18 protein-coding genes are annotated in these 16,066 nt (G+C 45.7%); 4 read left to right on the top strand and 14 right to left on the bottom strand.

Annotated features, from left to right (window positions below; all coding sequences use genetic code 11):
- Positions 1 to 47: 47 nt before the first annotated feature.
- Together FKZ59_RS02415 and FKZ59_RS02410 are read right to left on the bottom strand one after the other, a co-directional pair.
- On the bottom strand, positions 48 to 644 hold the full coding sequence (locus tag FKZ59_RS02415) for a nitroreductase family protein (RefSeq protein ID WP_141601141.1): 597 nt from the start codon (positions 642 to 644) through the stop codon (positions 48 to 50).
- 161 nt (positions 645 to 805) lie between these two features.
- Complete coding sequence (locus tag FKZ59_RS02410) at positions 806 to 1,366, bottom strand: amidase domain-containing protein (RefSeq protein ID WP_246045782.1); 561 nt, start codon at positions 1,364 to 1,366, stop codon at positions 806 to 808.
- 179 nt (positions 1,367 to 1,545) lie between these two features.
- Here FKZ59_RS02410 and FKZ59_RS02405 point away from each other — a divergent pair, with 179 nt between their 5' ends.
- Complete coding sequence (locus FKZ59_RS02405) at positions 1,546 to 2,574, top strand: DUF2804 domain-containing protein (RefSeq protein WP_141601140.1); 1,029 nt, start codon at positions 1,546 to 1,548, stop codon at positions 2,572 to 2,574.
- Between the two features lie 180 nt (positions 2,575 to 2,754).
- Here the strand turns inward: FKZ59_RS02405 and FKZ59_RS02400 are convergent, their stop codons facing one another.
- Both FKZ59_RS02400 and FKZ59_RS02395 read right to left on the bottom strand, forming a co-directional pair.
- Positions 2,755 to 3,486 carry a glycerophosphodiester phosphodiesterase gene (locus tag FKZ59_RS02400; RefSeq protein WP_141601139.1) on the bottom strand — a complete coding sequence of 244 codons (732 nt, stop codon included), beginning with the start codon at positions 3,484 to 3,486 and terminating at the stop codon, positions 2,755 to 2,757.
- Positions 3,487 to 3,615: 129 nt separating this feature from the next.
- Positions 3,616 to 4,191: a TetR/AcrR family transcriptional regulator gene (locus FKZ59_RS02395; protein ID WP_141601138.1), complete on the bottom strand. Its 576-nt coding sequence runs from the start codon at positions 4,189 to 4,191 to the stop codon at positions 3,616 to 3,618.
- Positions 4,192 to 4,280: 89 nt separating this feature from the next.
- Between FKZ59_RS02395 and FKZ59_RS02390 the strand changes: the two genes are divergently transcribed.
- Positions 4,281 to 4,832 (top strand): hypothetical protein, encoded by a 552-nt coding sequence (locus FKZ59_RS02390; RefSeq protein WP_141601137.1) that lies wholly within the window; start codon positions 4,281 to 4,283, stop codon positions 4,830 to 4,832.
- Between the two features lie 37 nt (positions 4,833 to 4,869).
- Here FKZ59_RS02390 and FKZ59_RS02385 read toward each other — a convergent pair whose 3' ends face one another.
- The 9 genes from FKZ59_RS02385 to FKZ59_RS02345 all read right to left on the bottom strand — a co-directional run bounded on the left by FKZ59_RS02385 (position 4,870) and on the right by FKZ59_RS02345 (position 12,326).
- Positions 4,870 to 7,008, bottom strand: coding sequence for a heavy metal translocating P-type ATPase (locus FKZ59_RS02385; RefSeq protein ID WP_141601136.1), 2,139 nt, complete (start codon positions 7,006 to 7,008; stop codon positions 4,870 to 4,872).
- Positions 7,005 to 7,364: an ArsR/SmtB family transcription factor gene (locus FKZ59_RS02380; protein ID WP_408057426.1), complete on the bottom strand. Its 360-nt coding sequence runs from the start codon at positions 7,362 to 7,364 to the stop codon at positions 7,005 to 7,007. The genes FKZ59_RS02385 and FKZ59_RS02380 overlap by 4 nt, the downstream gene beginning before the upstream one ends.
- A gap of 485 nt (positions 7,365 to 7,849) precedes the next feature.
- Positions 7,850 to 8,146, bottom strand: coding sequence for a rhodanese-like domain-containing protein (locus FKZ59_RS02375; RefSeq protein ID WP_141601134.1), 297 nt, complete (start codon positions 8,144 to 8,146; stop codon positions 7,850 to 7,852).
- A 24-nt stretch (positions 8,147 to 8,170) separates the two neighbouring features.
- A complete protein-coding gene (locus FKZ59_RS02370) occupies positions 8,171 to 8,515 on the bottom strand; it encodes a rhodanese-like domain-containing protein (RefSeq protein ID WP_141601133.1) in 345 nt (114 codons plus the stop codon).
- Between the two features lie 77 nt (positions 8,516 to 8,592).
- A complete protein-coding gene (locus FKZ59_RS02365; protein WP_141601132.1) occupies positions 8,593 to 8,847 on the bottom strand; it encodes a metal-sensitive transcriptional regulator in 255 nt (84 codons plus the stop codon).
- A 320-nt stretch (positions 8,848 to 9,167) separates the two neighbouring features.
- Positions 9,168 to 9,743: an RNA 2',3'-cyclic phosphodiesterase gene (gene thpR, locus FKZ59_RS02360; protein WP_141601131.1), complete on the bottom strand. Its 576-nt coding sequence runs from the start codon at positions 9,741 to 9,743 to the stop codon at positions 9,168 to 9,170.
- Between the two features lie 39 nt (positions 9,744 to 9,782).
- Positions 9,783 to 10,100: a DMT family transporter gene (locus FKZ59_RS02355; protein WP_141601130.1), complete on the bottom strand. Its 318-nt coding sequence runs from the start codon at positions 10,098 to 10,100 to the stop codon at positions 9,783 to 9,785.
- Positions 10,100 to 10,438, bottom strand: coding sequence for a DMT family transporter (locus FKZ59_RS02350; RefSeq protein ID WP_141601129.1), 339 nt, complete (start codon positions 10,436 to 10,438; stop codon positions 10,100 to 10,102). The genes FKZ59_RS02355 and FKZ59_RS02350 overlap by 1 nt, the downstream gene beginning before the upstream one ends.
- A gap of 196 nt (positions 10,439 to 10,634) precedes the next feature.
- Entirely contained in the window at positions 10,635 to 12,326 is a 1,692-nt protein-coding gene (locus tag FKZ59_RS02345; protein ID WP_141601128.1) for an FAD-dependent oxidoreductase, read from the bottom strand.
- A gap of 227 nt (positions 12,327 to 12,553) precedes the next feature.
- On the opposite strand from FKZ59_RS02345, the gene FKZ59_RS02340 reads away from it, so the two are divergent.
- Entirely contained in the window at positions 12,554 to 13,384 is an 831-nt protein-coding gene (locus FKZ59_RS02340) for a S1C family serine protease (RefSeq protein ID WP_141601127.1), read from the top strand.
- Between the two features lie 741 nt (positions 13,385 to 14,125).
- Positions 14,126 to 15,064 (top strand): aldo/keto reductase, encoded by a 939-nt coding sequence (locus FKZ59_RS02335; RefSeq protein WP_141601126.1) that lies wholly within the window; start codon positions 14,126 to 14,128, stop codon positions 15,062 to 15,064.
- Between the two features lie 142 nt (positions 15,065 to 15,206).
- Here the strand turns inward: FKZ59_RS02335 and FKZ59_RS02330 are convergent, their stop codons facing one another.
- Positions 15,207 to 16,055: a MetQ/NlpA family ABC transporter substrate-binding protein gene (locus FKZ59_RS02330; protein ID WP_141601125.1), complete on the bottom strand. Its 849-nt coding sequence runs from the start codon at positions 16,053 to 16,055 to the stop codon at positions 15,207 to 15,209.
- Positions 16,056 to 16,066: the final 11 nt, after the last annotated feature.

Below are 16,066 nucleotides of genomic sequence, written 5' to 3'. Positions count from 1 at the left end.
TATGCTACATCATTCGGAGGCGCAGATTTCCGTGCTTATTATTTCTGTTAATCCTCATCATTTTCCTCTTGATCTGAACCAAAAATTGTGACAATTTCATCAGATTTTTTTCGTTCCTTGCCTTTCGGAAGTTCGTCGAAGTATCCGAATTGCACCATGCCGACAATGCGTTCGCCAGGTTTTACGCCCAGTTTTTCCCGGAAAGCCGGATTATCCAAAAATTCAGGTGTTTTCCAGCATGTGCCGATGCCATAATCCCATGCGAGAAGCATCATGTTTTGAATCAATGCACATGCCGCCGCAAAGTCTTCCAACCGTTCTTTTTGGCGAGGGTCTTCCGGAACGATGACAAACACATAAGCACCCGGCGTCGTGAACTTTTGCATGCGTTTTTCGACTTCATCTTCCGAAAGGGTTCTCCAATCCGGAATCGTCGTGTCCCGCAGCAATTCATGGAGTTTTTTCAGTTCTTTGCCGCATGCCACAATCAGGCGCCATGGTTCACGGTTTTGATGGTTCGGCGCCCAAACGGCATCATCTATTATGTTAAACAAATCTTCCCGATCGACAGGTTGGCCGTTGAACTTTTTAATCGAACGTCTTCCCACTATCGCTTCTCTTACCGTTAGTGCTTGTTCATTCATTCAAACATTACTCTCCTTAAAAAGTGAAGTTGGACAATTTGCTTATATATCTCCAATCAACCTTATCATAAAATATGCGGAATTTGAATATCCATTATTCTGACTTTTATTATCATTATATATGAATCTGAACTTTTCTTTTGAGTGCCGATAGGACAACGTCAATAGAAAATGTCATCAATTTTATAGAAATAATATTGTATATTTGGCGTATATGCATAGGAATCCGAATAATCGTAATGGCGATTGGCGCTTGGCCCGGTATGGGCGTGAACGTATGGAATGCCGTCAAAGACGCTTGTCACGATCACGCTATGATCGATGACGCCATTTCCTTGAAAATCATAAAAAATGACATCTCCCGGTTCCAATTCCGATGGCGAATAGACCCGTTTTGCCGTAAGCCCTGTTTTTGCGCCTTCCAGATACCATCTTAAACTATGGGAAACCGCCCAACTGTAGCTCCATGTCTCCCGGGGATAATGGTACCCTCTTGCCCCGGCTTTCCAGCCATCCGTGATCCACCAGCCTTTGCCGCGGTCCGGATAGCCTGTCATCGGCGCCCCTCCCGCCCTTAGCGCCTGGGAAACAAAATTCGTACAATCCACCGAGAAAACAGGATAATTCGGATTAAAGGAATTCCACCAGGTCTCTGCATAGCGGACAGCTGCTTCCCGATCGTAACGAATCGCTATTGGTCTACCTCCTTTTTTCTTCATCATATGAATGGTTCGCTATAATCTGAACTTCTGAAAGTTCGGTGTGTCTCTTTTAAGAAAAAATTGTAAAATTCTGATACAATAATAACCAACAAAGTTAGCAACTTAATCTTAAAGTTTTGAAATTCATAAAATGGAGAATGTGAAAATGTTTTTGGATGATGAATCGGAGGATGTTGGCATTGGTGCAGCATGCTGAAAGGGAAATTCATGAGTGGACTCGTTTGTGCGACCAAAAGGGAAATTTGAATCCGGCGGCCATTGGTTATGCCAGAAAGCCCATTATCGAATGCAATTTATCCGGCCATTTTATGCGAAAAAAGAAGTGGAATTATTGGTGCTGTTACGGAGAAGATATTTTATTTTCGGCCACAATTTCCCACTTCGACTATGCCATTTCCTGTTCCATCTGTTTTCTCGAGTATGAAACCCAGCGTTTTATCGAAAAGAACGTAACGATTCCGTTGGGTGTGGTAAAGCGGGTGAAAATGCCGACGCGTGTACTGGACCCCATCCGTTTTGCAAGCAGCGAAATCAATGTCAATATCTCGCATATACAAAATCAGACGCTGTTGGCAGTCAATTGCGGCAACTTCGACAATGAGCCTCTCAATGTCAATTTAATCATTTTGCATCCTGCCGGGGATGAATCGCTGAATGTGGTCGTTCCGTGGAACCGGCAAACGTTCCAATTCACCGCCAGACATCATACCTTGCCCACAAAAGGGTTTGTCAAACTTGGAAACAAACGTTTCGAATTTCATGAGGAAGAATGCTTCAGTGTATTGGATTTCGGAAGAGGCGTATGGCCGAGGGAAGTGGCGTGGAACAGGGCAAATGCCTCCCAGCGGATCCGCAACAGGCGGGTGGGACTTAATCTGGGGGGCAAATGGACGGATGGCACCGGTATGACGGAGAATGCCGTATTCGTCGATGGAAAAATGACAAAAATCCATGAGGACGTCATCTTTGAATATGACCGTTCCAATTTCAAAAAGCCCTGGTACATTACGACAAAATTTTCAGACACCGTCATGCTTACGTTCCATCCATTTTTCGAAAGAACGGTAAAAACCGACTTGAAGCTTGTCCAATCGGAAATGCATCAGCTCGTCGGCTATTATAACGGAAGAGTCAAACTGGATGACGGCAGCACCCTTGTCATCCAACAAATGCTGGGCTGCATTGAGGAGCACATCGCCAAATGGTAAAGGAAATGGATTCAATTGAGACTGGCTTTGTAGAAAGGCGCATAAAAGCAAGTATAAATTATGTTCCACAAAAGCGGCAAATGTTGCGAAAATCAACATTTGCCGCTTTTTGTTAATATACCTGCCTCTTCTTTACAGAGCTTTTTTGTATCGAAAAAGGGAAAAGGTTTTCCCATTTCCCTATCTCAATGCAGCCTGTTTAAGCATCCCCTTTATTTCTTCCGGACAATCCGTAAAAATCCCTTCCACTCCCAAGTTCCGCAATACGTCCACTTGCTCTTTTTTATTGATGGTATATACACGGACGGGGATCCCCTCCCTGATGGCCTCCAACACCGGACGCCGGGCCACCGCCCTATACGCGACATGCAGAGCCTTTGCAGGAAATAAAGTCCGGTACCACTTCATGTTCAGAATGCTGTATGGGAAGATCGGGGCGTTTTCAATCTCCGGAGCCAAGCCGGCCATCCGCTTCACCGCCTCATGGTCGAAGGAGGAAAAAATGACCCGGTCCTTCAATCCGGCATTTTCGACTTCCTTCAGAACCAACTCTTCAAGTCCCGCATAGACGAATTTGTCGGACTTCAGTTCGATATTGATCAGATGGCGGGTCCCTTTGAACAGATCCAGCACTTCCGCCAATGTCGGGATTTTTTCGCCCAAGAATTTTGGATGGAACCAGGAACCGAAATCAAACTTGCGCAGTTCTTTCAGCGTCATGTCTTTGACGTAGCCCTTCCCATTAGACGTGCGGTTGATTTTTTCGTCGTGGATCACCACCACTTCCCGGTCCTTCGTCAAGTGGACATCCAGCTCCACTCCGGTAATGTCCAGTTTGGCAGCCGCTTTGAATGCGGCCATCGTATTCTCCGGATACTTGGATGAATAGCCACGATGGGCAAAAATTTGCATGATATAACTCCCTTCGATGAACAATTCCATAAAATGGACAATATGACCTTTTCTGTTTGTGGTTCGACCGGTCCGCGCAGAACGTTTCCATAAGCCGCGCAGCCCATCTCCGCCGCAAGATGCCTGCAACTATTCCGCAAAGATGCGGTCCAATTCTTTTTTCAATAAATAGCGTATGCGGCCCCTTTCAATCGGAACCAGCCCCATTAAAATATGTAAAGCAAGTCCATCAATCAACGCATGCAAGTACACAATTTCCTCTTCCAATTTAATATCCTCTTTCAAAAGGCCCGCTTTTTGAAGACGGGTCAAAATCCCGGTGATCGTTTCATGGACCGATTCCTTATGCAGCTCGTTATTGCGGATTTTATAGAGGACATACTCCAGCCATACCTGCATTTCGACTTTTTTGTCTTCCGGCGTCACCAGCTCCATCAAAATATTGAGCACTTGCTCTTTTGGCGGGAGCGGGCTTTTGAGGTGCTCCATGATCCGTTCCGTAACTTGTTCTTCTACGAGCTTCATGGCAAACTCCAGCAGTTCGTCCTGCGTCTGAAAATAATGACGCATAGCCCCCAGTGAAAGATTCGCCTCCTTTGCTATGGAACGGACGGAAGCGCCTCCCAGCCCTTCCCTCGCAATGACATTCCATGTCGCTTTTGCGATGATTTTTCTTCTTTCCTCATGATTTACGATTTTCGGCATGTTTTCATTATAACATTTTTAATACAGTTGTATTAAATAAAAAATTGTAGTATTATTTTAATACATTCGTATTAAAAAAGGGTGATGAGATGCTGTTTTGGATTATAGCCGCCGAAATCGCTTTCTGGATTGTAATCATTTCGGGACTATACTCCCGATATATATTGAAGAGGAACCGGCTAAGCCTTTTCTTCTTCATTCTCACGCCGGTCATCGATTTTGCATTGCTTGTGCTCACCGCCGCCGATTTGAAAAGCGGTGCACCGGCAAGTTTCGCCCATGGCCTGGCAGCCGTCTACATCGGGGTGTCCATCGCTTTCGGAAAATCGATGATTGCCTGGGCGGACCGCAAATTCCAAAGCCGGATATTGCAAAAACCTTTACAACATAGGGAATTGTTTGGAAGAGCAAAGGCCGTTTATGAAATGAAAATGTGGGGCCGCCATCTGATCGCGTATCTCATCGGCTGTCTTCTGCTTGGCGCTATGATTCTTTATGTCGGCATCGGCGAAAAAACGTTCCCGCTATTGCGCGTTTTGAGCGGATGGACGTTGGTGCTCTTGATCGACTTTCTCATCAGCTTTTCCTATGTAATTTTTCCGAAAAGAGAGAGCAAAACGGATAATTGTCCTTCAAAATAAAAATCCATCAGCAAGATTTCCCTGCTGATGGATTTTTTTATTCTTTTACGCTCAACAAACGCATGCTGTTCAATGTAACCAGCAGCGTCGCTCCCATATCCGAGAAAACGGCAATCCATAAAGTCAGCCATCCGGGTACCACAAGAAGCAAGGCAAGAAGCTTTACACCCAAAGCAAAGGCGATGTTCGTTTTAATCACGGCCAGCGTTTTCCTGCTGAGCCGGATTGTGTAAGGGAGTTTTCCCAAATCATCCGCCATCAGCGCAACATCGGCCGTTTCCAGAGCGGTGTCCGTCCCCGCGCCGCCCATGGCAATTCCTACCGTGGCTGCCGCCAAAGCCGGGGCGTCGTTCACCCCGTCCCCTACCATTGCCACTTTCCCAAAATCATTTCTTAATTGTTTGATTTGCTCCAGCTTCTCTTCCGGCATCAGCTCCGCCTTCACTTCCGAGATGCCGACCGCTTTCCCGACGGCTGCCGCCGTTTTTGAGTGGTCCCCCGTAAGCATCACCGTCTTTTGAATGCCCATTTCATGAAGCTTTTGCAGCACATTTTTAGTTGAGCCGCGCACTTCGTCAAGAACCGCAAAGATGGCATAAACCTTTTCCTGCGTTCCGAACAGCATCACGGTTTTCCCCTCATTTTGGAGCTCCGCCGCTTTTCTTTTAACCTCTTCGGAAAAGTCCACAGATAAATCAATGAACAACAGAGGACTGCCTATATAATAAGTAGTTTCCCCGATTTTCCCCTGGATTCCTTTGCCAGTGATGGACGAAAAGTCCCCGACATCCTCTTTTGAGACTTCCACTCCAAGTTCGCCCGCCTTTTTCTCAAACGCCCGTGCAAGCGGATGGTTCGACATCTTTTCCAATGCGCAGGCGACCGCAAGCGCTTCTTTTTCAGTAAGCCGATCTGTATACATTACGAAATCCGTAATGGCCGGCTCCCCTTTTGTCAGTGTGCCGGTCTTATCAAAGGCGATGGCTTTTATGGAACCCAATTCTTCCAAATATGCGCCTCCCTTGATCAGCACTCCTTTTTTCGCCGCGGAACCGATGGCCGAAACGATGGAAATCGGCGTGGAAATGACAAGGGCGCACGGACATCCTACCACCAATACCGACAATCCCTGGTATATCCAATCAAGCCAGACGCCATCGAAAAATAGAGGCGGTACTACCGCTGTAAGAAACGCAATCATTATAATGGCCGGTGTATAATATTTCGCGAACTTGTCAACGAACGCCTGGGCCGGGGCCCGTTCCGCCTGGGCTTCTTCCACCAGTTCAATGATTTTGGAGATCATCGTATCTTCCGCATATTTTGTCACCCGTACTTCCAAGTGCCCTTCTTCATTCAGCGTTCCTGCAAATACCTCATCGCCCGGCTGTTTTGACGCAGGGATTGATTCCCCGGTGATGGCGGCTTCGTTGACGGAAGAGGCACCCTTTACAACAACGCCATCCATTGCAATTTTTTGTCCCGGCTTGACAATCATGACATCCCCGATTTCGACCTCTTCAACAGGAACGGCCACCTCTTTTCCATCACGGAAAATCAAAGCTTCATTCGGCGCAATTTCCATCAGGGATTGGATCGACTTCCTCGCCTTGTCCATCGAATATCGTTCAAGGGCTTCGCTGATGGCGAACAAAATCACCACCACCGCCGCTTCCGCCCATTCCCCGATGATGGTCGCGCCGATGATGGCGATGGTCATCAGCGTCCGCATATCAAAATCAAGATGAATCAAATTCGAAAGCCCTGTTTTTAATAAAGGAAAGCCTCCGATTGCGATGGAAGAAATGAATAGCAGGACAGTCACCAAATTGTCTTCGCCGTTGATGTAAATGGAAAGGGCGCCAAGGACGAGGAAAAGCCCTGAATATAATAAGGTCTGATGTTTTTCAAAAAAGGAAGCCTGCTTCTCCTTTCTGTCCCCGGTCCTTTCTTTTCCCTGTCTTCTTCTTTCCGGATAGATTTTCAGGTTCTCAAAGGCTCCCGCCTTTTCCAGTTCTTCCACGCTCGCCTGTCCAACGACAGTGATTTTGGAAGCGCCAAAATTGACTTTCGCATCCACTACCCCCGGCAACGCCTTTACATTCCGCTCAAATTTCCCGGCGCAGTTGGCACAGGAGAAACCTTCCACCCGGTAAGTCCGCTTGACTTCCCTCATCGACTCCCACCTGCTTCCTGCTGGTGACGGAAGGCGATTTCGATCAGTTGCTTCACGCACTCATCCGTCAGCGAATAATAAACGAATTTCCCTTCTTTTCTAACTTTTGCAAGCCCGAAGTTTTTTAACAACCGCAGATGGTGGGAGGCGGCTGCGGTGGATACATTGATGATGTTGGCCGCGTCGCATACGCACAGCTCGTCTTCCACCGCCAGCGCATAGGCGATTTTTATTCTTGTCTCATCCGCAAGGGCTTTAAAGATTTTTGCCACTTCCAAAGGATGCTGCCGGGCAAGTTTTTGCCGGACCCTCGCCACTTTTTCTTCATTCACGAACGTCGTTTCGCAAACGCCGATTTCTTCTGCCAATACCTTCACCCGCTTACATTCAAATCTATGTTTGAATATTAGTATAAAACATGATTGTCATACATTCAAATAGAAGTTTGAATGTTTGCAAGTTTCCCTGCACAAAAAACCGCGCATCCCCATGTGATGCACGGAACAATTCCATTTGTACCCCTCATTCAGTCAAGGAAATCATCGGCGACAACATAACCAATAGGGAAAAACCCGCTATAAACACCGGTATTGAGGAAGCCCGATCATCTTTTACAAAACTGGCGATGGAATAAACAAGGGAAAACACGAAAACAAAAGGCCATATAAACCAAGTCCAATAAAAAAATAGCGCTAACCCATTCAATAAATCGATCAACATATTCTTATCTCCTTCGCGTATTATTATGGGACCTCTTTCATTTATATGAAAAATTTTACAATAAAAAAAGCTGTTCTAAAAGATAGAACAGCCTTGTTTCTAAAAGTCGCCGGTTTTTACCCTATTCCACTTTCCCTTCCCATGCGCTCATGCCGCCTGACATGTTCGTCGCGTCAAATCCGTTCCGGTCCAGCAGCTCCGTCGCCTGGGCGCTGCGTCCCCCCGCCAGGCAAACGACAATATACGGTATATCTTTGGATAACTCATTCATGCGGACCGGAAGCAATCCCAACGGAATATTGACCGCTCCGGGGATGTGCCCGCTCGCATATTCATGCACTTCACGGACATCGATAATATTCAATGCCTCCCCCGCTTCCAAACGTTGCTGCACTTCTTTCGGTGTAATTTCTTTCATGCCAAAATATCCTCCTTCATGATTTTATCTCCATGCGTTCATGCCGCCGCGCACATTTGTGACCCGCTCATACCCCAGCTTTTTTAATTGCCTGCAGGCCTGGCCGCTCCTCATGCCGCTTTGGCATATGACGACGATTTCCTTGTCTTTCGGCAGTTTTGAAAAATCCGATCCCAAAGGCAAGTTTTGAAATTGCGGAATGTGGTTCGCTTTGTATTCGGCCGGTGTCCTTACATCGATAAACACTTTGTTTTTGTCATTCAGCATCTTCTTCAATTCGCTTGCAGAAATCGTATTGACATTTGCAGCAGGCTTCAACCGCCATACTAAGAACAGCGCCACAATGACCACCAGCACAATCCATTCCATCGCTTCACCCCCCACAAATACCTATACAGGTATATTTTTTATCATAAATAAATAGCTGCCTGAACAGCTATTTACCGTCAACGGCTTTTTACAATCAAATCGATCGCTTCCTGCACCAATTCGTCCAATTCTTCGGATTCGCTCTTCTTCATGCATTCGATCAGATTGTTGCTGACAATCACCCCGATTGTCCGGTCCACGGCGGAACGCACCGCACTCAGTTGCGTGATTACCTCTTTGCAGTCCTTTTCCTCTTCCATCATTCGCAAAATGCCGCGGATCTGCCCCTCAATCCGTTTCACGCGGTTTTTCGTTTTTGTGTCGTATTTCAATGATGCATCCCTTCTTTCTAATGCTACTGCCTCCAAATATCAGTTTATACCCATGTAGGTATGTTGTCAACCATGGAAAAATGCGATTCAAAAAACGAATCGCTTCCAATCCCCACATTCTCATCTTCGAATCCATAATGCTATCCCGGACAGGATGATGGAAAATTGAACCGACTGCAACGGTTCCCCTTCGTAGATAAAAAAGTAAGCAAGGATAAACAAAAGAATAAAGTAGATGAATGCTTGTCTCAATTTATTAGCCGCCCTTCCGCATTTCTTATTCCTATCGTATTAAATCCGGAGCCGGCTTATGCATGTCTTCATCCTCCCGGAACCGCCAATGGAAACGTTGCATATTCGTAATATTTCGGCGTTTGTTTTAGATGGGTTTCATAAAGGACGATTTCCTTTACGTTAAAGGAAAAAGTTTTTCCATCTTCCTCCCGGATCGGGACCAAGGTTTTGGTGTCAAAAGCATTCAGGCTGTCCCACTTTCTCGCCAGCGTAATATGCGGACGGAAAGGCTTTTTATCCAATTCGAACCCCGTTTCCACACACTGCTCGAAAACCTCTTTTTGTATCGCAAAAAGCTGTTCCGACGGTTCCACATCCGCCCAAAAAATTCGCGGCTCTTTTTTCGGTCCGAAAACGCCCAAGGAATTCAACGTGAGGGTGAACGAAGCTTCTTTTTCCAAAATGGGCTTCAGCTTTTCCATCACCCGCTCAAGCTTCGGTTTCTCTGCAAACCCCAGAAAGGCGAGGGTGATGTGGTAATCTTCCGGATGCACCCAACGGGCAAACGGAAACCCTTCTTTTCTTGTTTGAATCCATTCATATAAAAATTCCTTTGTCTCCTTCGGCAATTTCACCGCAAAAAAATAATGATGCCTTGTCAATCCGATCCCCCTAATCCTATTCTAAATCGACCTTAGTATTTACCCCTCTATCAATTTTAATCCAATTGTTGCTATGAGAATGGCAAAAATGCATAATATTCTTTTCCAATTTCCCGATTCATGATAAAAAATTATTCCGACCAGAGTTCCTCCGACAACCCCGATTCCCGTCCACACGGCATATGCCGTCCCTATCGAAACCGTCCGCATCGCAAAATGGAGCAAAGCCAGGCTTCCCGCAAAACTTCCCGCAAATAGCGCAACCGGCTTCCAGCTCCGACGTCTGGCGAACTGGTTCATCGATGCCACCACCAACGTTTCAAACAATCCTGCCACAATCAGCGCTCCCCACGCCATTACTCCAGCCCCTTCCTTGCCTCTTCATCCGTCGACAGCTTCAGCCCGATGACGCCTGCGACGATGATCAAAATACATATCAGTTTCAACAGCTGAATAGGCTCGCCGAAAAATACCATTTCGCTCAAGACCGCACCTATGCTCCCCAACCCGACAAAGACGGAATACACCGTTCCTGCGGGCAAGAACCGGGAGGCGCGAAGAAGCAGAAGGTTGCTCAGGATAATGGCAACAAACGTCCCTGTCCACCCAAGGAAACCTTCCGCATGGGCAAGCCCGACCACCCATAACACTTCAAATAATGCAGCGGCGTACACTGACAGCCAATGTCTATCCATCTTCATTCCTCCATGCAAAAAAAGCCCAAGAGATGCATAATCTCAATCTCCCGGGCTTTTGTCCTTCCGTGAACGCAATCTGCGACGTTTTCTTTCGAACCTTAGAAAACGTTTCCGATGTTCGGGTGTATATCATTGTGCCATATCGGAGGAGAAGTTTCAACTGTAAGCGGTTTAATACGGTTCATTTGACGAATTATTTAAAATTGTATTCTGTGACGATTTTTTCCCTTCCCGTTGTGACGTCCTTGAAGTATTCATATAAACAAATGCCCAGGAAGGAGCCGGAGACGTTGTAGACATTTGCATATCCTGAATGCTGCAGGATTTTCACTGCATTGTAGCTCCGCTGACCGGAACGGCAATGCACATAAACCGGCTTGTCGCGTGGTATTTCCTCCAACCGCTGGCGCAATTCGCTTAACGGGATGTTGATGGCGTTCACCAGATGCCCTCTTTCAAACTCATTTTTTTCGCGGACATCAATGAACGTCGCCCCTTGTTCCACGAGGCTGCGCACTTCGGATACGTGCACCTGTTTGTAGTCTCCATGCAGAACATTTAATCCGACAAGGGCCGCAATATTCACGACATCCCGCGCCGTTCCATAAATCGGCGAATACGTTAATTCGAGTTCTTTCAAATCTTCCAGCGTACCGCCCATTGTAATCAACGTGGCGATGACATCAATCCTTTTATCGGCATTGCCTTTTCCAATCGCCTGAGCACCGAGGATCCGGCCCGTCGGCACTTCAAAAATCAATTTGAAATGGAGCGGATTGCTGTTTGGCATGATTCCCACTTTATCCGGCGCGATAATGTAGACGCTGTCGTATGGAATGCCGGCCTCTTTTGCCGCCCTTTCATTCAGCCCCGTCACGGCGCAGTTCAGGCCGAAAATTTTGACGACAGAAGAGCCGATAACCCCTTTATTTTCTTGTTTATGCCCATAAATATGGTCCGCCGCCGCCCTCGCCTGTCTCACGGCCGGGCCCGCCAAGGCGAGTCTTGCAGGTTTGCGTGTCAACCGGTGGTATACCTCAATGGCATCCCCGACGGCATAAATGGACGGGTCGGATGTTTGGTAATTGGCATTGACCTTGATGCCGCCCAATTCGCCGATTTCAAGCCCCGCCTCTTTCGCGAGTTTGACTTCCGGCTTCACTCCGATTGCCAGCACGACCGCCTGCGCTTCCACCTGTTTGCCGGAGTTTAATTCGATATGCGTTTCTGTAATTTTTTTCAGCCCATCTCCGACAATCAATTCGACTCCATGATCCAGCATCTCTTTATGGAGAATCTGCGCCATATCTTCATCAAACGGCGCCATGATTTGCGGGGCATATTCCACTAAAGCCACTTCTTTTCCGGCTTCTTTCAAATTCTCGGCCACTTCCACGCCTATGAACCCGCCGCCGATGACCGCGACCCTTTCCACATTGAATCCGGACACAAACTGGTGCAACCGGTCAATATCCACCACATTGCGCACCGTAAATACATGCGGCAGATCCACTCCTTCGAAAGGCGGAACGACCGGATTAGCCCCCGGCGAAAGGATTAAAACGTCATAGCTCTCTTCATACACTTCATTTGTCTCCAGATTTTTCACTTCCACCTTTTTTTCATCGCGGTGGATCCGAATGACTTCCTGATTGACCCGCGCATCGATGTTGTATTTGGTTTGAAAGCTTTCCGGTGTCATCAATAATAATTTTTCTTTTGATTTTACAAGTCCGCCCAAATAATAGGGCAAGGCGCAGTTGGAAAAGGAAACATGGGGACCCCTTTCAAACATGATGATTTGCGCTTGTTCATCCAAACGGCGAATTCTCGCCGCGGCTGTTGCCCCCCCGGCGACTCCGCCAACGATCAACACTTTTTTCATCCACACCACTCCTGCTTTCTATACCCTTAAAGGTAATAGTTATTAAAAAACTTTTTGAAAACTTTAATTATCTTCGTTTCAACAAACAAGCTTTTTCAAAATGATTTTTTATTTAAACATAATATATACCCCTATAGGTATTTTGTCAACATTTCTTTTCCTGGAGAATGGACTTAACGATAAATAAGCCGTCCGGGCAAATGAATTTGCCCTGAAGGAGTGGTTGGATGACAGAAGAGAAAAAAGATGGGCGGGAAAAACAAATCGGCGAAGAAGAACTCATTGAACTCGTTTTAGAGGCGCAAAAGGAAGCGCTGGAAAAAGAACGGGAACAACGGCCAACGGGAGAGGAACCCGATCGAAAACCCCGCCGCTTCAAAATCCTGGCCTGGCTGATGGCCATTACTTTGGCTTTCAGCACCTTTGGAGCAATTTTTGAAATTTATTCCATACCGGCCATTGAATTTCTGAAAACTTCCGCCAAGCTCTCCTCACAGGAAGAGATCCGGACTTACAAGAAAGCGGTCGTCCAAATAACGACGGAAGACAGAAAAGGTACGGGCTTCTCCGTTTCTGAAGACGGCCTGATCGTCACCAATGAACACGTTGCGGATGATGCCCTTTCCATTACGGTCATTTTTCCCGAGGATGGCTTGTATAAGGGGGAAATTGTCGCCTCTTATCCCGAGGTGGACCTGGCTTTGCTGAAGGTGGACGGAAATGGTCTGCCATTTTTAACACTTGATGATAGTTGCCAATATCCGCAAAAGGACCCGGTCTACTTTATCGGAAACCCGCTTTCCTTCACAGGCATTGCCAATGAAGGCAAAGTGCTGGAGCCCATTTTGCTTTCCGATTGGGAAGAACCGGTCTATATGATGGATGCTCCTGTCTATCGGGGAAACAGCGGAAGCCCTGTCATTAACGGGGAAGGAAAAGTGATCGGAATCATCTTCGCTACATATGATCATGACCGATACGGGCAAGTGGGATTGTTTATCCCGGTTGAATCCTTGCAGGAACGCTTGGGTCGCCTCGGCACATTTCCGGAAAGATAATTCGACAAATGGGCATTCGTGAAACCGTCACCATCCTTTGAACGGTAAAATGCGACAAACAAGATATATCAATATAAAAAAATCAATGGCCGCCTTTCGATAAAGCCTATTGAATACCTGATTTTTTGCTATAAAAGTATAACATCCATTTCCTTTGCGATGTTCGACAAATCCTTTTATTAAACGAATAACAACGTAAACCCGGTTTACATTAATAGATGTGATAAACTCACCGTTTTCTTTTATTGATTTTACCTTCCCCTTCAATTAACTTGTTGATTTTACTTTTCTTCCAAAACAATAATCCTGTTCTATCCTTTTCGACACAACCATTTCTTCACTATATTTATTTTGTGAACCAAGTTTACGATATCATAGTATGTCCATAGGCAGAAAAACTTGACCCAAGCATGTTTTCCTGCTGATATTGCGAAACCTTTCATTATGCTCCAAAAATATTAAAGTCAAGGACAAATTTTTACAAAAAGCCCTTTTCATGAAAAGGATTTTGTGAACTCGGTTTACAATAAAAATGTCTTATCATTCCCGGAAACAGTATGTTCTTTTTTTATGCGATTTATTGATTTACAAAAAGCTGCAATCCGTTCGACAAATGGTGTTTTGGCATCGTCCTGTCGACATGATCTTCTTTTTATTTTAATCCGGAAATATTCTCCGGTTCTAAATACTTGTAAATTTTTTGTATTTTAGTAAAGTTATTTAAAAAAAGGGGGCAAAATGATGGAGAAACGCGTACGACTGGGGAAATCGGATCTCTATGTAAACCCGATCGGATTGGGCGCCAATGCCATCGGAGGGCACAATATTCATCCGGATCTGGATGAAGAAGAAGGGAAAGAACTGGTACGGGTTGCCGTCGAGCATGGCATCAACTTCATTGATACGGCCTATTGGTATGGATTGGGACGTTCGGAGGAGCTGATCGGGGAAGTCATCGAGGAACTGGGAAAACGGAATGAATTGATCATCGCCACAAAAGTGGGGCCCAAACTCGTAAACGGACAGCGGGTAAACGACAATTCCCCCGCTTTCTTAAAAGAAGAGGTTGAAAAAAGTCTGCGCCGCTTAAAAACGGACTACATCGATCTACTCTACATCCATTTTCCGGATGAACATACCCCGAAGGATGAAGCAATCGGCGCATTGAAAGAAATAAAGGATGAAGGCAAAATCCGGGCCATCGGGGTATCCAATTTTTCCATGGAACAATTGAAAGAAGCCAATAAGGACGGCTATGTGGATGTCGTTCAGGGGCACTACAACCTGATCCATCGGGAGGCCGAAAAAGAGCTGTTCCCGTACACCTTGGAACACCAAATCGCCTTCATCCCTTATTTTCCGTTGGCTTCCGGCCTGCTTACGGGAAAATATACGAAAGACACCGAAATTCCCGAATACCGGAAAAAATCTCCGTTTTTCCAAAAAGAGACCTATGACAAAGTTGTCGAAAAAGTGGACCGGCTGCGTCCAATCGCCAAAGCCAGAAATGTGGAAGTAGCCAATGTCGTTCTCGCCTGGTATTTGGCGCAGGAAGCCGTGACCGCCATTATTCCGGGCGCAAAACATGCGAAGCAAGTGCTGAACAACTTAAAAACGGCCGATGTTGCTTTGAGCAAGGAAGAGATTCAGGAAATTGATGAATTATTTAAAAACGATTAGATTAAGGTTTAAAAAAAGCGGATGGAGGTTTCCCATCCGCTTTTTTGATTCTTCCGTATGCAACTAGAACTCCGTTCGGCTTCCTTTTGAAACGGAAAAAGCAGCTCCCATTCAAAGCGAAGGGACTGCATGCATAAATTAATTATCTGTTTTTCATCCATTCAGGTTTTCCAAAACCTTCGAACTCTGCATCAATTACTTTTTCAAATTCTTCGGATTGGACAACTTCTATCAAATCTTTGGCAAGTTGGGAATCTTCATCATCCGCTTTCACAGCCACTACATTGCGGTATTGATCAAGCATGTTTTCCAACGCCAACGCATCCAACAAGTTCATATTGGCTGCCAACGCATAGTTGCCCGGTACAGCTGCCAAATCGGCACTATCCAAAGATCGTGGCAATTGCCCTGCTTCTAATGGCTGGAATTTCAAGTTTTTAGGATTTTCAATGATGTCTTTTTCAGACACTTTTAGTGGATCTGCATTCGGATCAATTTTAATAAGCCCTTCATCTTGAAGTGTATTGAATGCGCGGGCAGCATTTGTAGGGTCGTTTGGAATTGTGATTGTAGCCCCGTCTTCCACTTCATCCAAAGATTTATATTTGTTTGAGTAGATGCCCATTGGCGCAGTTGGCACCGTAATTAAAGCTGTCAAATCCATATTATTTTCTTTTTCAAAGTTTTCTAGATAAATGGTGTGCTGGAATAGGTTGGCCTGAATGGATCCCGCATTTAATGCTTTATTTGGTTGGATATAGTCGCTGAATTCCACGATTTCAACTTTATATCCCTTTTTCTCCAAGCCAGGTTTAATCGCTTTCTTCACCATATCGCTGTATGGACCTGCTGTTGTACCAATTTTAATTTCTTTTGATTCTGATGAAGTTGAATCTGCTTTACTTTTTTCACTTGAATTACTGTTGCATGCAACAAGAAGTACCGCAACTAAAAAGACTAAAAATGTTGCTAAAAACTTTTTCACAATCATTCTTCCTTTCT

The sequence above is a fragment of the Ureibacillus terrenus genome, assembly GCF_006569205.1.
GTDB lineage: Bacteria > Bacillota > Bacilli > Bacillales_A > Planococcaceae > Ureibacillus > Ureibacillus terrenus.
The sequence above is the reverse complement of the archived record's forward strand: the minus strand, read 5'-3'. Positions and strand labels throughout refer to the sequence as shown.

Bases quoted from the DNA above. Each gene is read 5' to 3' on its own strand.
- FKZ59_RS02395 (WP_141601138.1), bottom strand. From the start codon at position 4,191: ATGCCGAAAATCGTAAATCATGAGGAAAGAAGAAAAATCATCGCAAAA.
- FKZ59_RS02410 (WP_246045782.1), bottom strand. From the start codon at position 1,366: ATGATGAAGAAAAAAGGAGGTAGACCAATAGCGATTCGTTACGATCGG.
- FKZ59_RS02390 (WP_141601137.1), top strand. From the start codon at position 4,281: ATGCTGTTTTGGATTATAGCCGCCGAAATCGCTTTCTGGATTGTAATC.
- FKZ59_RS02340 (WP_141601127.1), top strand. From the start codon at position 12,554: ATGACAGAAGAGAAAAAAGATGGGCGGGAAAAACAAATCGGCGAAGAA.
- FKZ59_RS02335 (WP_141601126.1), top strand. From the start codon at position 14,126: ATGGAGAAACGCGTACGACTGGGGAAATCGGATCTCTATGTAAACCCG.
- FKZ59_RS02355 (WP_141601130.1), bottom strand. From the start codon at position 10,100: ATGGCGTGGGGAGCGCTGATTGTGGCAGGATTGTTTGAAACGTTGGTG.
- FKZ59_RS02375 (WP_141601134.1), bottom strand. From the start codon at position 8,146: ATGAAAGAAATTACACCGAAAGAAGTGCAGCAACGTTTGGAAGCGGGG.
- FKZ59_RS02350 (WP_141601129.1), bottom strand. From the start codon at position 10,438: ATGGATAGACATTGGCTGTCAGTGTACGCCGCTGCATTATTTGAAGTG.
- FKZ59_RS02345 (WP_141601128.1), bottom strand. From the start codon at position 12,326: ATGAAAAAAGTGTTGATCGTTGGCGGAGTCGCCGGGGGGGCAACAGCC.
- FKZ59_RS02330 (WP_141601125.1), bottom strand. From the start codon at position 16,055: ATGATTGTGAAAAAGTTTTTAGCAACATTTTTAGTCTTTTTAGTTGCG.
- FKZ59_RS02370 (WP_141601133.1), bottom strand. From the start codon at position 8,515: ATGGAATGGATTGTGCTGGTGGTCATTGTGGCGCTGTTCTTAGTATGG.
- FKZ59_RS02400 (WP_141601139.1), bottom strand. From the start codon at position 3,486: ATGCAAATTTTTGCCCATCGTGGCTATTCATCCAAGTATCCGGAGAAT.
- FKZ59_RS02415 (WP_141601141.1), bottom strand. From the start codon at position 644: ATGAATGAACAAGCACTAACGGTAAGAGAAGCGATAGTGGGAAGACGT.
- FKZ59_RS02385 (WP_141601136.1), bottom strand. From the start codon at position 7,008: ATGAGGGAAGTCAAGCGGACTTACCGGGTGGAAGGTTTCTCCTGTGCC.